We start from the raw sequence: 14,022 nt of genomic DNA, 5'->3' as shown, positions 1-14,022 counted from the left end.
CTCATGACACTACATACGGACGAGATTCTCTTACGGCCTCTCCAACAACAAGACGCAGCCGAGCTCCTAGAGCTTCGGCTGCGTAATCATGACTTTCTCCAACCATTTGAACCGATCCGCCCCTCTTCCTTTCTGACCCTCCCAGGACAGCAAGAACAGATTTCACAAGCACAGAATGATTTTGAACGTGGCACAGCCTATGCTTTCGGCGTATTCAGCCGAGAAGCCAAAAAGATGATAGGACGTGTAGCGTTATCGAATGTCGCGCGGGGCGCGTGGCAAAATGCAACGATTGGCTACTTTATGGATCAGTCATGCAATGGCAAAGGTTATACGACATCCGCAGTAAATCTCGCCCTTCATTTTGCATTTTCTGATGCTAAACTACACAGGGTACAAGCTGCTGTCATGCCTCGCAACCAAGCTTCCATTCGCGTCCTGGAAAAAAACCGTTTTCGCCAGGAAGGACTTTCGTTACGCTATTTGCAAATTAACGGTGAATGGGAGGATCATCTCCTCTACGCTCTTACTGTTGAGGAGTGGTCTCCGTAATTTCCTCGCTCTTTTCGCTCTCACGCAGCCGCTCCAGGATGCGCCGTTTGCGGTACAGCATCATCCCCGCTTCGGCGACATCCTGTACGGTTGAGCGGTTCAAATACGCCCCGAACAAAATACCAGCAATGGGCACCATTTGAAATAACTTTTTCCACCCAAAGTTTTCTGTGTACGTTACCACGACTTCACGCCATCCCTGCAATTGCGCCATTACCTCTCTCTGTGCATTTGGATCATCAAAGCGAGAGAGCTCAGCGAGTATCGCTTTTTTCCCTACGATGTCGGAGGAAGCAAACTGCAAGCATTTGACGACGAACAACCGCTCCCTCTTCTCTTCAGGTCGATAGCCATAGGCAAGAGCCATCTCTTGTAATACTTTTAGGGATGTCCCCATTAATAACGGGATATCGATCGCGAGGGTAAAAATCCCTCCGAAGCCAGTCGTCGCACCTTGTACCGTGGCAAAATTCGCTCGTGAATCCTTTAGCTCCATGGCGACATCATTCATCATCGTAAGCGGTACAGCGGCAATCTCCTCCTTGCCAATAACAGATGTGCCTTGTCCCTCTAACCGTTTACCAAACCGCTTGTAAATCGGTTCATCCTGCACCAAATAAGTTCCACCTGTCTCAAGAAAAGCTGCCATTTCATCTACGGCTTTTCCCAGCTTCTCTTGAACGAATGCAGGCGTAATCCGATCCAACAGAACAAAAGGAAGTCTGCCAAGCTTTTCCCAGAACCACAAGTCGTTCTGATCCTTCTCCCAAGCCTCCACTTCACGTAATGCCGTAACTAATGTCTCCCTGGACTCCCTCAAACCCAATAACCTCCCTGGCTGCTCACTCAGATTCTCCTCGCCTCCACTGACATTGGTTGCGCAAGATGGACTTAATGTAGTCCTGCAACGCTTCCGATGAGGCGTGACAGACGAATTCTTTTTTATTTCTTACGATTCCCAGCTTCAAATGTTTCACTTCCTCTCCTTCGATCCGAAACCCGAACTTTTCCAGGATCGCCTTCTGTTCATTTGTCACAGGACTTCCTCCCCTTGTAGTCGAAAACCCCCATGCCAAAATGCAAGGGGGTCAATCGTTATTTCACTTCGACTGTAAATGTGATCGTTTCTTTTCGCTCATCAACGTCTGTTTTTTTGACTGATCTTTTTTGTCTTGTAACGAGTTTGCAAGCCTTGTTGCTAAGGATGTTGGTTATTTTGATCTCGTATTTACCGGGCTGCTGCCGATCAATATACTTGCTGATATCAAGTGATTCCAGTCCGTTACCAGTGTCACCATCTCGATTGGAAGGCTTAATGGCAGTGATTTCTTTTCCTTCGTAGTAAATCTCGATCCGATTTTCTGAGGATATCGTAGCACTGCTATGCTCTTGTCTAGCACCGATGGCGTTCTCTCCATATTTCCACTCATACTTGGGCATATGGTAAGCGGAAGCCTTCCTGCTCTCTCTAACTTTCTTCGTCCCAGTCCGCTCTGCATACGTCGAGATGAGTTGTAGGTTTTCCAATTCAGCAAGATCGCTATCAGATTCCACAGTTACAAGATCTCCATCTCGAAATTCCTTGCCCTCTTTTCCTCTCATGAACATCGGCGCCTGTGGTGGAGCCATACCTGAATCACCTGGATCACAACTTTGGGACGCTGGGATTGGTGGCGTATCCTCAATGACCTGTATGTAACCACACCATGTCTTGGCAGGGTCTCTTTTGCTGTAATAGTTTACCTTGTAACGCCCTGGCTTATAGCCAGACAGTAACAAGCCTGTATGATCCCAATTCAATTTATCACTATCGACCACGACGTTATCGACTGCCCATACTCCTGGTCCTTCCTCGTCATCAGCTTCACTACCGAATTCGATATGCTCTGCTGCTGTAGTCAGCCATATCACATGAACCGGGTTTTGATAGAGCTTTACTGTATTGTCTGATGAATACACGTTTGCTTTCTCGACCATGAGTGTCGATTTTTCGTTTGGCTGCATCAACACATCCATCGTGACGTCTCCGCTTGTGGGACCACAAGCATTGGGTGCACCTGGAATTTGTATGTGAATCGTAGTCGACGTAGAACCTCCCCATAAGGAATCCGTTTTGTTTTCCTTGGAATCTGGCTCAAAAGTGACAGAAATCGTCATACCCGCCAGCATCATCGGGATATCCACTTCAAAATGTTGCGCATTCGTCAACGTTTGTCCAGTTCCGTTCACCGACCATCGACCTGGGTATGCCGAATACAAGGAAATCTTACCTGATGACTCCGGGGCAGTAATAGTCTGATCCGGTGCCAGTTTTTGACCACTCGCATCTGTACCCATATAAAGCTCCGCCATGCCAATCTGAACCGTCGTAGTCCAAGGCGACATGGAGGTATCATCAGGTAGAAAAAGGAGTTGGTATTGACCAGTCAACAAGGTACCTGTTGAAAACACAGTAGCAGGAACAGATCTCATTTCTTGGTTCGTAGACTTGTTTGTTAGCTTCCACGTACCAGGTACAGAACTGTTAAAATCAGTTGACCCCATATTTCCGAAAATGGTCATCTGCCCGCCTGTCGCCAAAGGCTCTCCCTCTGCTTTTTCTCCCTTATAAATACGTGGATAATTTTGTGCTTCTACCTGAAAATTCACGTGTAACGTACTGCTCTTTGCATTGGCATCAGTCACTACAAAGGTCAACGTATGAGAGCCAGCAGACAATTTCGTTGAGGGAATTGTGAAGCGCGGTACCTGCCATTTGAACACTGCTTGATTTGAGCTTTGCTCCATTTGAAACTCCGTTAATTCTACACCATCCAAATATACTTGCTTTCGACTTAGGTTTGTTCCATTTCCATATGTAGTCTGTATCACGTCAATATCGAGTGGTGTCTCCGGAGGTAGAATAAACTCATCATTCTTCACCCAGTTCCAACCTTTTGAATCCAGTCCCGCAACCTGATAATCGTTAAAGATAACCATATCGTGAACAGGCTGCTTCCGGATTGGCTTAGATACTTGGCTGTTTTTTTTCATTGATGCTGTTGCCCCGGCTCCCATGGCTGGCGGTACTGACACACCTGACAAAAAGGTACCAGTTGCCAAACACACAAGTAGTGCTTTTACAACCCATTTTTTCACGAACTGCCCTCCTACTTTTTCGTCTTACGTATTTGCATGGAAACAACTGATTTTATTCGACAATAACCGTGTTATATCCTTTATGTTCGCACGCTTTTTCCTAAACTGGATATAGTTAAAAACTATCCATTTAATAATTTATATAGATTTGACTTATGTCTTTTAAGTCGGTAAAAAGGAAGAAAGGGAGGGATACAGATGATTCGAACCAATCAATGGAATGCCGGGCTATACGACGCCAAAATGAATTTCGTTTCTGAATACGGCAAAGAGTTAGTGGACTGGCTACAGCCGGCTCCTGGAGAAAGCATTCTTGACTTAGGCTGTGGAACAGGCGACCTGTGTGCTCAACTATCACTTGCAGGAGCAAATGTGACAGGAATCGATTTTTCTGCCGCCATGATTGAGGCTGCTCGCCAAAAATATCCACAGTTTGCCTTTGAAGTAGCCGATGCGCATACGTATCGTACACATGTCCGTTACGACGCTGTCTTTTCCAATGCCGCACTCCACTGGATGAAACGTCCTGCCGAAGTCGTTGAAACCATTTGGTTGGCTCTTGCTCCCGGCGGACGCTTTGTTGCCGAATTTGGAGGACACGGCAATTGCGGACAAATCACAAAGGCATTACGAACTGTATTGGCGCGAAAAGGAATATCTGCTGATGAGTGCTCACCTTGGTATTTTCCCAGCATTGGAGAGTACACGACTCTTTTGGAGAAGCAAGGCTTCCACGTCGTACTTGCCTCCCATTTTGACCGTCCGACAGTCATGTCTGATGGGGACCTGGGGCTTTCGCATTGGCTGAATTCTTTTTGCAGTCCTTTTTTTGCGGGACTGTCGGCAGATGAAATCCAGCAAGTCTGTAGGGAAGTCACTGACTTCCTGCGTCCTGCGCTGTTTCAAGAGGGTCACTGGGTGCTCGATTACAAGCGTATTCGCGTCCTTGCCCATAAGAAATCAGAGAGTGATACACTACACGGGGGTGCTGCACGATGACTCGTATTGCCTGTCTCCATGGACATTATTCGAATATTTCGCTCTTATCAGATGCGTTCGCAGCCTTTGACGTAGAGCTCATTCATTTTGTTGATCCAGCTTTACTCCTGCAAAACGCGGGAACCCCTATCCATACCAAGGAACAATCGCATGCCAAATTACGTGAGCAACTAAGCTGGATGCAGAGCTGCGCGGTCGATGCAATTGTAATCACTTGTACGCAGTATGCCGCACTAGTAACACCAGAGGATGAGGCAACTGCCACTGTCCCCATCTTCACAATCGATGGCCCATTTTTTCATGAGCTTGCACGATATACGGAGCCACAAATTCTGCTGTTCTCCAATCCCGCTACTGTTCGACCTACGATGGAGCGTCTCGCGCAACACGCCCATTCCCACAACCTACATCCGGAGGTACAAGTAACCATCGTCGAAAATGCTTTTGCCCTGCTCATGGAAAACAAGCAGGAAGCGTACAGAGAAGCGATTAAAGACGCTCTGTATCAGCTCCACCATACGCTTCCAGACCGAGCTATTGCAGTGGCACAGCTCTCCATGGCACCTGTTGCTGATCAGTTTGCAAAGGAAAACGGCTGTACAATCTCCCATCCTTTACATAGTTTGACGTCGCAAATGTCCGCAACGTTACGATTACGTTCAAATCGTTGAAAGGCGTATGCGTGTAAAAAAACAGCCCCGTTTGCTTAGGGCTTTGGCCAGTGGCAACGGGGCTGTCGCTATATTGGCTTTTACATGCCTTCGGAGTTGGTCACCAGAACCTCTTCTCCCTCATTCAAGCCGCCTTTGATTTCAATAAAATCATATCCTTCAATACCGATTTCTACGTCTTTCGGCATTGGATCTCCGGTGCTCGGATCTTTCACCATAACCGTTCCTTGACCTGGCCCCAGAATTTCAACCGCATTGCTTGGCAAGCGCAGGACATTTTGTGCTTGGGCAACGATAATATCGTTATCTCCCGTCATCCCATGCTTAAAATCAGCCTTGTCTAGCAGTTCCACTTTTACCGCGAACCGAACTTCCTTGTCTTCTTTTTTTCCTTCTTTTGGAAGCTCTATGACTTTGCCTTTAAACGGCTCCGTACCAAACGCATACACGTAAACATCGACATTTTGTCCGATTTTAATCTCGGGAATATCGAGCTCTCCAACGGCTGCCACAAAGTAAACAGAAGTCGTGTCCATAATAATGGCGGCAGGCTCTGATCCAGGCGTTTCACCTTCTTTTACACCCAGCTTGGTGATGACACCGCTAATTGGCGCTGTTACCTGGTTCTTCGCAATTTCACGCTTTTTCTGCTCCATGTTCAATAAGGACGATTTTAGTGCGAGCTCTTTTTCCAGCAGTTCCATACCTGACGCTTCCATATCCATCTTGAACAGTTGTTGCCCTACTTTGACTACATCGTCCTTTTTCACGTCTACCTTGCCAATTTTTCCGTGAGTACCCGCCAAAATTTCTATTTCATCTGGCAATTGGAATTCTTTCTGATTTCGGCTTACATATAAGAGGCCCTTATCATCCGTATACTGTACCTCACCCTTGTCCCCAACGTAGATGGCGCCAGGCTTCTTGACCAAAACCTCGACATTATGAATACCGCCCGCTCCTTCTACCTTTTCGCCAATTCTGTCCACTTCCGTTACGACACCATCCACAAAGTACATGGAAGTCGGAATGAATACCTTCACTTTTTGACCTACACTGAATCTTTCAGACTCATAGGGGGTAAATTGCCCAATAATTTTCAGATAGTCGGTATTAGCCAGCTTGACTACTACCTGCTCCGGTCTTACATCTTGCCCTTCTTCCACAAGGACCTCAACCACTTTTCCTTCTTTAGTAGCCGTGATCTTGTCTTTCTTTTGTTTAATTTCACTTAGCTCTTTTTTCGCCTTTAAAATGTCCAGCTCCAGCTTTTGGATTTCCAACTGTGCATCCGAGCTGTCTATCGTGAACAAGACATCGCCTTTTTTCACGGATTGCCCTTCCTTGACTAGCACACGTTGCACCTTGCCGCTGAGCTCTGGCTTGACTTCCTCACGCGCCTTCGCTTCCACTGTACCTGCTGAGTTGATCGTTTTCTTAACGTCACCACGTTCCACGAGCGCTGTCGGGAAGTTCGGTTTTTCTTCTGGCTTTTCTTCTGTAACCTCTTCGCCCTTGAAGTACGAATAGCCGTAATAGCTTCCCCCTCCAAGAACGGCCACGACCGTGGCGATAATGATCCATTTTTTCTTGTTCATATTACGTTCCTCACATTTCATCACTTATTCAGATCGAATCGCTTGCAGCGCACTTAAACGAGACGCACGGATCGCCGGGAAGATTCCCGCCAACACCCCAATAATAAAGGAGAAGCCGATCGCAAAGAGTGCCAGCCAGCTCGGAATGACCGCCAATTTTGTTGGCTCAGCCTCTGGATCACCACCGCCGTAGCCCATGTTCAGACTATCTAAGAGACCGCCAGACGCACCGAAGTAATTCACGAGCTCAACCGCTCCCCACGCCATGCCAAGACCAGCTAGTCCACCAATTAATCCAATAAAGCCTGATTCCATTAAGAACAGCCAGCGAATATTCAACACAGTGGCTCCGATTACTTTCATGATCCCAATCTCTTTGGTTCGCTCTAATATCGACATGATCATCGTATTGACGATTCCAATGGTTGCAACGAGCAAGGAGATTGCTGCAATTCCTCCGAGGACCATCTGAATCACGAAGAAGAAGTTATTGATGGTTTCCAGCTCACGTGCAGGCGACCATACTTCAAAGCCATTTTCCTTCAACGCTTTGACTACACCCTCGACTTTTTCACGAGATTCTACCTTGACTGTAATTCTGTCAAATTCAAAGGTATCCTTTTTGGCTTTATCGCGTGAACGGCGCGATGCTCCCTCTTCGACTTCGTCACCTCGACTGCGCGTGACCCACTCGTTCAGCTCTTTCACAACGTTAATCGGTACATAAACCGCGGCTGACGAGTTACGTTCTTCAGACTTCTTTAATTGACCGACAACCTTCACACGCAGTTCTTTTTTCTCGTATTTCGGTTCATCGTCGATGCGATATTCGCGTGACAAGATGAGAGTCCCTGCTCTGTCTACGAGATTGAAGGACAGTGCTTCTCCGCCCCCTATATCAGGAGGTGGCATCTGAGACATTTCATGCCGTCCAGCTCCGGCCTTTCTTCGCCGTTCCTCGCGCTTTTCCTTTTCTACGTCGCGCAATTCTCTGGATACATCGAAAGCAACCACGATCTCTTGTGGGGCCCCTGTCAGATAGCTTCCTTTTTCAATGTCATTTTTGCGATAGGCAGCCGACTCATTCACATCCACCCCAATAAGCTGTACGTAACCTTCTCGCCTACCTACCTTAAGCTTCGCTTGCTCTCGTAATTCTTTTATCGGCATAACGGCCTGAATGCCAGGAATCTTTTTTAATTCCTGCACCGCTTGCATATTCAGCTTCTTGACCTTATCCTCTGGAACATCAATCCATTCGCCATTTTCCTCGTACCAACGCAATGGCTCGACGTCCATCTCTGTCAAGTTCCCGAAGTTCTCCAAGCTTTTTACCGCACTTTCCTTAAGCCCTAAACTTAGTGCCATCATCGCGACGATTGCAGCCGTCCCGATCATGACACCAACCGACGTAAGGGCTGTCCGTAGCTTCATTCGCCACAGATTCCTCCAGACGATGCGAAAAGAATCCATTACCTTCACTGTTTGTTCACCTCATAACCTCGCCTACGCTGGTCTTGTCCTTTTTTGTACAACCCGTCCGTCCTGGAGATAAATGACGCGGTCGGACTGTTCCGCTACTTCCTGCTCATGGGTAACGATGATGAACGTAGTCCCATTTTCCTTGTTCATTTCTCTCATTAATAGGAGAATCTCTTGTTCTGTCTTCGAGTCCAGGTTCCCCGTTGGCTCATCCGCCAAGATAATGCCAGGCTGATTGACGAGCGCTCTCGCGATACTGACACGCTGCTGCTGTCCACCACTGAGCTCATTGGGTCTGTGGTCGATACGACCTTCCAGCCCTACGCGGTGGAGGATTTCCGTTGCTTTTGCCCGACGTTTTTTCTTGCTTTCGCCTGCAAAAATCAAGGGAAGTTCTACGTTTTCCAACGCTGTCAGATTTGGGAGCAGATTGTATGACTGGAAGATAAATCCCATATTTTTACGGCGAAACATGCATAGTTCGTTTTCGCTGTAGCTGGAAATCTGTGCTCCGCTAACCATGACACTCCCTTCCTCCGGCTTGGTCAAACCTGCAAGCAAGTTCAAGAGCGTAGACTTGCCTGACCCCGACGAGCCACACAAAGCCACGAATTCTCCCTTGTTGATATGAAGGTTGATATCAAACAGCACGGGCACTTTGATTTTCCCCGTTCCGTAGCTGTGATTGACCCCTGTCACCGTCAGCTCTCCTGTTGAATTGACCATAAGTTTGTCGCACCTCATTCGTTCTTTCAAAATGGAAGTTTTCGTAAACACCACATACTAAAGACGTAACATTTCGCAAAACGTAACGCTTCTTTCGGAAACATTTTACGATTTACAGAATAACCATCTTTTCTTCAAAAATATGTAACAGCCATGTAACCTTTTCCGGCCCAAATCGTATTACAATGTAGATGTCAACAAACCATGGAGGGTCGAAGAAGATGACTATCTATCGCTTTTTATTTGAAACAGCAACACGCAGATGGGTTGAAATCATCAAGGCACCCAGTATGTTTGAGGCAGCAAAGCAAGCCAAACAGCTTGCAACCAAACGTTCCAAGTCCATGTCCACTACCATCAGCTTCTCTTTTCACCACGCTGCTTCTCAAGCATAAATGCACACATACATAAACCGCTTACCCGTTATGGGAGGCGGTTTTTATATTTTGGGGATATTATTGACAGCACCGATTTCTTCCTCTTTAATATAGAGAGAGGCATTACAGTGCATGACAGTATAGATCCGCTTCGATTGTGCAGCGGTATACAAAGGGAGATAATCACAATGACCATGAAGAAAGCACTCACCATTGCAGGTTCCGACACCAGCGGCGGAGCTGGTCAGCAAGCAGACCTCAAAACGTTTCAGGAGCTTGGTGTTTTCGGGATGACCGCCCTCACCGTTATCGTCGCCCAAGATCCACACAACGAATGGTTTCACGAAGTGTTTCCGATCGATGTTGCGATCCTGGAAAAACAAATCGAAACCGTACTCGCAGGAATTGGCGTAGATGCTGTAAAAACAGGGATGCTCGGAACCACTGAACTGGTTGACCTCGCTACCCGTAAAATAAAACAATACGATTTGAAAAATGTTGTCGTTGACCCTGTGATGATCTGTAAGGGTGCAGATGAAGCACTCCATCCAGAAATTGCAGTCAGCCTGCGTGAAGTCTTGCTCCCGCATGCAACAGTTGCGACTCCTAACCTGTTCGAAGCTGGTATTCTCAGCCAAATGGGCGCCCTGAAAAGTGTCGATGACATGAAGGAAGCGGCAAAACGCATTCACGACTTCGGCACCTCTTATGTCGTTGTAAAAGGCGGCAGCAAGCTTCAAAGCGGCAATGCCGTAGATGTTTTCTATGACGGAAAAACGATCGAGGTATTGGAATCAGAACGCTTTGAAACGAGCTTTACTCATGGTGCTGGTTGCACGTTCTCGGCTGCAATCTGTGCCGAATTGGCAAAAGGAAGCTCTGTACACAACGCAGTAGCGGTTGCCAAAGAATTTATTACCGAAGCGATTCGCCACTCGTTTGCTCTCAATAAATATGTAGGACCTACTAATCACGGTGCGTACCGCATGAAAAAGCACGGCGAAGCGATTTGCTAATTACGTCCTTGTAAACAAAAACTCCTGACCGTATCCGAGTCTTCCTCGGCAGGTCAGGAGTTTTCTTATGATCACGCTTGTTTTTTGAGAGCGACTTCGGGATTGATTGGAGTAGCTTTTCGTTTCATGCGAACGGAAGACACCGTAAATACGATGAGCGCAGACCAGATGAATCCAAAGCTGATGAGATGTGTTTGGGTGAAAGGCTCTCCAAACAAGAAAACAGCTGATAGGAGCGATATCGTAGGCGCCACGTATTGAATGAAGCCCACAACGGAAAGTGGGAGTCTAGTCGTTGCTTGGGCGAACCAGTAGAGCGGCATGGCAGTAGCTACCCCCGCCAACGTCAGCAATAGAAGTTGCCACCATGCCAAGGATGTCATCGTATCCGTCCCATTGACCTGTAGCATCAGCAGATAGCCGAAAGCAATAGGGGCCACAAACAGCGTCTCCCACGCTAGTCCGATCATCGCCTCCATCCGGACGAGCTTTTTCGCCAAGCTGTAAAAAGCAAAGGTCAGGGCAAGTGATAGAGAGACCCATGGAATCTCACCGTACTGGAAGGTGATGAACATGACTCCGAAAGCCGCAAGTATAAGCGCGAGCCATTGCCCAGCATGCATTTTTTCTTTTAAGAAAATGACTCCGAGCAGTACGGTGATGAGAGGATTCATGTAATAGCCAAGACTCGTTTGCATGACTTGATCGTTATTTACTGCCCATATAAAAATGAGCCAGTTTGCGCTGATTAGCAGTGAACATATCGCTAATGCTCCGAACATTTTAAAGCCAGTAACCGCTCGCCACATACTGCGCCAGCGTTTCGTTACCTGAATAATGATTGCGACAAAAATAATCGACCAGACGATTCGATGAGCGAGTATCTCCCATGCCCCCATTGCCTGAAACAGCTTCCAATAGAGCGGGAGTAACCCCCAAGCCAAATACGCCACAATTGCGTAAAGTATCCCCTGTCTCATCCTTGCTCCTCCATGTGTTTCGCCTTCTCTTTCTCTATAGACAACTTTTTGAACTTCTTCTCTATGGAGTAGTGTAACGGAAATACAAAAAAACAGCTATGTATTCTCACGAAGAATAAGGTGTTCCCTACACTTTCATCCGTTACCATATTACCAATGCATGCAGCTAGCTAATTTCCTTAGTAGCACATTAAAGAGTGGACAAAAATTTTATTGTACCACTTTTATACCTGTAGTACAATAGTCATTATTCTTCCGAGTTTAGTCATACGAAAGGAACTTTTACTTATGACATGCTGGCGATCTATCTTTTTAGTTTTACTCGGTGCGTGCAGCTACGGTGTACTCTCAATCTTCATGAAGCATGCTTTTCAACTCGGCTTTACTCCATTTGAAATGAGCGGAAGCCAATTGATTTTTGGCGGCTTGATCATGACGATCATGGCTATCTTTTTCTCCAAGCAACGGTTTTCGTTCAAGTATTTGTTACTTTTGGCACCAGCCAGCCTCATGATGGCCTCAACCAGTCTTTTTTACCATCAGGCTGTTAGCCGGGTCTCTGCATCGCTCGCCATCGTTCTCCTCTTTCAGTTTACCTGGATCGGCGTCTTACTGGAGGCAATTGTGGATCGCAAATGGCCGACCGCTGAAAAATGGGTGTCTCTCGTTATGCTTGGGATCGGGACGGTTCTTGCAAGCGGACTGGGTGAAAGCGGCATTCAGAGTGTAGACATGGTCGGACTGATCTTTGGTCTGATGTCGGGCGCGACCTTTGCCTTGGTTATTTTCTTCAGCGGACGAATTCTCCCTGGAATGGATCCATACTTGCGAAGCGCGATTTCGATTAGTATGGCTGCCCTGATGCTCTCGATCGTTTATCCACCGACTTTCCTGGTAAATGGTCAGCTTCTCCAAGGTTTGCTGCCGCTCGGTCTTTTGGTTGCAATCTTCGGTTCGGTCATCCCGATCTTCTGTTTGGCTGTTGGTGTGCCGCGGATCGGAAATGGACTGGCTACCATTTTAAGTGCAGTCGAGCTACCTACAGTTGTGCTCTTGTCGAGTTTCGTGCTTCAAGAGACTGTCTCTCTCCCTCAATGGGGTGGCGTATTCATGATCCTCGCTGCCATTTGTGTACCGCAAGTAAAATGGCGGAAACTATTCTCTCCTTCTCACGCCCTCGAGCAGGAAAGAATGTAGCGCCGTTTCCCATACACAGCATACAAAAAAGCGTGCAGATGAGCTGGTTCTGCACGCTTTTTTTGTTGGTACACCCCTTCTTACTAGAAGGAAGTAGCTTATCTGACTCGAATCTATTTCCTAAGACTGCCACTCAAAAGGGGGAAAATGTATGGAAAAGCGGCACAGGGTGCTCTTCCAGCAGCTAGAGGATTATCGACAGGAGACGTTAAAAGCAATCGCTGGTTTGACGGATGAAGATGCGAACATCATTCCCGATGGTTTCTCCAACAATATCTTGTGGAATCTGGGGCACATCTATCTCGATCAATATTTATGGATCGCTCACCTTACAAAAGAAACGATCCCAATCCCCCTTGGCTTTAACGAATGGTTCAACTTCGGGACAAAACCTGCTGACTGGGATACACCGCCACCGAATCTTGAAGTGCTCGTCACGTTATTACAAGAACAACCTCAGAAGATACAAGCTGCTTACAAGGATCGATTAGAAGAAGAATTTCCCGCAACGGAATCCGGCATGCATACGATTGCACAAGTGCTTGTCCGAACGATTTTTCACGAAGGGGTGCACCTCGCCTCCCTCAATACAATCAGGAGGTTTCTTGGCAAATGAATCAGATCATAACACCTATTTTTCGCATGTTTGACGTTGAGAAGGCAAGAGAGTTTTATGTGGAGTTTCTAGGGTTTCAAATTGATTGGGAGCATCGTTACGAGGATCACTTTCCTTTGTACATGCAAATTTCCTCACCATCATGCACGCTTCATCTGTCTGACATCATGGGGATGCTTGTCCTGGCTCAGCGATTCGAGTACAGGTAGAGAACATTGAGCTTTTTCATCAGTCACTGTTGCGTCAAGAATACATGTACGCTCGTCCCGGTCTAGAAGAGACGCCGTGGGGAACGCTTGAAGTGAGCGTGACCGATCCTTTTGGCAATCGCCTTCATTTTTATCAGCCTATTGATCATACGTAGACGGAAACTAAGAAAGCCCAGCCGGAGTTCCTGTACAGGAGCCACCGCTGGGCTATTTCATTTTACATTTGAACATATATGGGGCGATCGATGGGACTTGAACCCACGAGTGCCGGAGCCACAATCCGGTGCGTTAACCCCTTCGCCACGACCGCCATATATAAGGTTTGCTTGGTGCGGTCGAGAGGACTTGAACCTCCACGGTGTTGCCACCACTAGAACCTGAATCTAGCGCGTCTGCCAATTCCGCCACGACCGCATATAAAAATGGTGGAGGCTGACGGGATCGAACCGCCGACCCTCTGC

The 14,022-nt window shown here is 47.2% G+C and carries 14 protein-coding genes, 2 tRNA genes and 1 pseudogene; 8 read left to right on the top strand and 9 right to left on the bottom strand.

Annotated elements, in window-relative coordinates; translation table 11 throughout:
• Positions 1–3 precede the first annotated feature (3 nt).
• Positions 4–552, top strand: coding sequence for a GNAT family N-acetyltransferase (locus ASG16_RS21480; RefSeq protein WP_056485877.1), 549 nt, complete (start codon positions 4–6; stop codon positions 550–552).
• Here the strand turns inward: ASG16_RS21480 and ASG16_RS21475 are convergent.
• The 3 genes from ASG16_RS21475 to ASG16_RS21465 are packed head-to-tail and all read right to left on the bottom strand — an operon-like array spanning position 527 to position 3,690.
• Entirely contained in the window at positions 527–1,372 is an 846-nt protein-coding gene (locus ASG16_RS21475) for an EcsC family protein (RefSeq protein WP_198674253.1), read from the bottom strand. The two genes, ASG16_RS21480 and ASG16_RS21475, sit on opposite strands and share 26 nt — an antisense overlap.
• A 22-nt stretch (positions 1,373–1,394) precedes the next feature.
• Positions 1,395–1,589 (bottom strand): hypothetical protein, encoded by a 195-nt coding sequence (locus ASG16_RS21470; RefSeq protein ID WP_241970810.1) that lies wholly within the window; start codon positions 1,587–1,589, stop codon positions 1,395–1,397.
• A gap of 58 nt (positions 1,590–1,647) precedes the next feature.
• A complete protein-coding gene (locus tag ASG16_RS21465; RefSeq protein ID WP_056485868.1) occupies positions 1,648–3,690 on the bottom strand; it encodes a hypothetical protein in 2,043 nt (680 codons plus the stop codon).
• A gap of 198 nt (positions 3,691–3,888) precedes the next feature.
• Here ASG16_RS21465 and ASG16_RS21460 point away from each other — a divergent pair, with 198 nt between their 5' ends.
• Complete coding sequence (locus tag ASG16_RS21460; protein WP_056485866.1) at positions 3,889–4,689, top strand: class I SAM-dependent methyltransferase; 801 nt, start codon at positions 3,889–3,891, stop codon at positions 4,687–4,689.
• Entirely contained in the window at positions 4,686–5,360 is a 675-nt protein-coding gene (locus ASG16_RS21455) for a hypothetical protein (protein ID WP_056485864.1), read from the top strand. Before ASG16_RS21460 ends, ASG16_RS21455 begins: the two co-directional genes overlap by 4 nt.
• A gap of 80 nt (positions 5,361–5,440) precedes the next feature.
• Here ASG16_RS21455 and ASG16_RS21450 read toward each other — a convergent pair whose 3' ends face one another.
• The 3 genes from ASG16_RS21450 to ASG16_RS21440 are packed head-to-tail and all read right to left on the bottom strand — an operon-like array spanning position 5,441 to position 9,166.
• Entirely contained in the window at positions 5,441–6,958 is a 1,518-nt protein-coding gene (locus ASG16_RS21450) for an efflux RND transporter periplasmic adaptor subunit (protein WP_056485861.1), read from the bottom strand.
• 24 nt (positions 6,959–6,982) lie between these two features.
• Entirely contained in the window at positions 6,983–8,440 is a 1,458-nt protein-coding gene (locus ASG16_RS21445; protein ID WP_056485858.1) for an ABC transporter permease, read from the bottom strand.
• Between the two features lie 24 nt (positions 8,441–8,464).
• Positions 8,465–9,166, bottom strand: a complete 702-nt coding sequence (locus tag ASG16_RS21440) for an ABC transporter ATP-binding protein (RefSeq protein ID WP_048033818.1) — start codon at positions 9,164–9,166, stop codon at positions 8,465–8,467.
• Between the two features lie 221 nt (positions 9,167–9,387).
• On the opposite strand from ASG16_RS21440, the gene ASG16_RS30995 reads away from it, so the two are divergent.
• Both ASG16_RS30995 and pdxK read left to right on the top strand, forming a co-directional pair.
• Entirely contained in the window at positions 9,388–9,561 is a 174-nt protein-coding gene (locus tag ASG16_RS30995; RefSeq protein ID WP_007723176.1) for a hypothetical protein, read from the top strand.
• A 170-nt stretch (positions 9,562–9,731) separates the two neighbouring features.
• Entirely contained in the window at positions 9,732–10,559 is an 828-nt protein-coding gene (gene pdxK / locus ASG16_RS21435) for a pyridoxine/pyridoxal/pyridoxamine kinase (RefSeq protein WP_007723175.1), read from the top strand.
• A 71-nt stretch (positions 10,560–10,630) separates the two neighbouring features.
• Here the strand turns inward: pdxK and rarD are convergent, their stop codons facing one another.
• A complete protein-coding gene (gene rarD, locus ASG16_RS21430; RefSeq protein ID WP_056485855.1) occupies positions 10,631–11,539 on the bottom strand; it encodes an EamA family transporter RarD in 909 nt (302 codons plus the stop codon).
• Between the two features lie 288 nt (positions 11,540–11,827).
• Here rarD and ASG16_RS21425 point away from each other — a divergent pair, with 288 nt between their 5' ends.
• From ASG16_RS21425 to ASG16_RS21415, 3 genes and pseudogenes are all read left to right on the top strand, one after another.
• Entirely contained in the window at positions 11,828–12,736 is a 909-nt protein-coding gene (locus ASG16_RS21425; protein WP_056485852.1) for an EamA family transporter, read from the top strand.
• Between the two features lie 151 nt (positions 12,737–12,887).
• On the top strand, positions 12,888–13,352 hold the full coding sequence (locus ASG16_RS21420; protein ID WP_056485849.1) for a DinB family protein: 465 nt from the start codon (positions 12,888–12,890) through the stop codon (positions 13,350–13,352).
• A 5-nt stretch (positions 13,353–13,357) separates the two neighbouring features.
• A pseudogene (locus tag ASG16_RS21415) lies at positions 13,358–13,716 on the top strand (glyoxalase superfamily protein).
• A 79-nt stretch (positions 13,717–13,795) separates the two neighbouring features.
• Here the strand turns inward: ASG16_RS21415 and ASG16_RS21410 are convergent.
• Together ASG16_RS21410 and ASG16_RS21405 are read right to left on the bottom strand one after the other, a co-directional pair.
• Positions 13,796–13,871 (bottom strand) — tRNA-His (locus ASG16_RS21410).
• A gap of 17 nt (positions 13,872–13,888) precedes the next feature.
• Positions 13,889–13,975, bottom strand: a tRNA-Leu gene (locus ASG16_RS21405).
• Positions 13,976–14,022: the final 47 nt, after the last annotated feature.

The sequence above is a fragment of the Brevibacillus sp. Leaf182 genome, assembly GCF_001423865.2.
Lineage (GTDB): Bacteria > Bacillota > Bacilli > Brevibacillales > Brevibacillaceae > Brevibacillus > Brevibacillus brevis_C.
The sequence above is the reverse complement of the archived record's forward strand: the minus strand, read 5'-3'. Positions and strand labels throughout refer to the sequence as shown.

Coding starts and splice junctions, on each gene's coding strand:
- ASG16_RS21480 (WP_056485877.1), top strand. CDS start 4: ATGACACTACATACGGACGAGATTCTCTTACGGCCTCTCCAACAACAA.
- ASG16_RS21460 (WP_056485866.1), top strand. CDS start 3,889: ATGATTCGAACCAATCAATGGAATGCCGGGCTATACGACGCCAAAATG.
- ASG16_RS21455 (WP_056485864.1), top strand. CDS start 4,686: ATGACTCGTATTGCCTGTCTCCATGGACATTATTCGAATATTTCGCTC.
- ASG16_RS21450 (WP_056485861.1), bottom strand. CDS start 6,958: ATGAACAAGAAAAAATGGATCATTATCGCCACGGTCGTGGCCGTTCTT.
- ASG16_RS21440 (WP_048033818.1), bottom strand. CDS start 9,166: ATGGTCAATTCAACAGGAGAGCTGACGGTGACAGGGGTCAATCACAGC.
- ASG16_RS30995 (WP_007723176.1), top strand. CDS start 9,388: ATGACTATCTATCGCTTTTTATTTGAAACAGCAACACGCAGATGGGTT.
- pdxK (WP_007723175.1), top strand. CDS start 9,732: ATGACCATGAAGAAAGCACTCACCATTGCAGGTTCCGACACCAGCGGC.
- rarD (WP_056485855.1), bottom strand. CDS start 11,539: ATGAGACAGGGGATACTTTACGCAATTGTGGCGTATTTGGCTTGGGGG.
- ASG16_RS21425 (WP_056485852.1), top strand. CDS start 11,828: ATGACATGCTGGCGATCTATCTTTTTAGTTTTACTCGGTGCGTGCAGC.
- ASG16_RS21420 (WP_056485849.1), top strand. CDS start 12,888: ATGGAAAAGCGGCACAGGGTGCTCTTCCAGCAGCTAGAGGATTATCGA.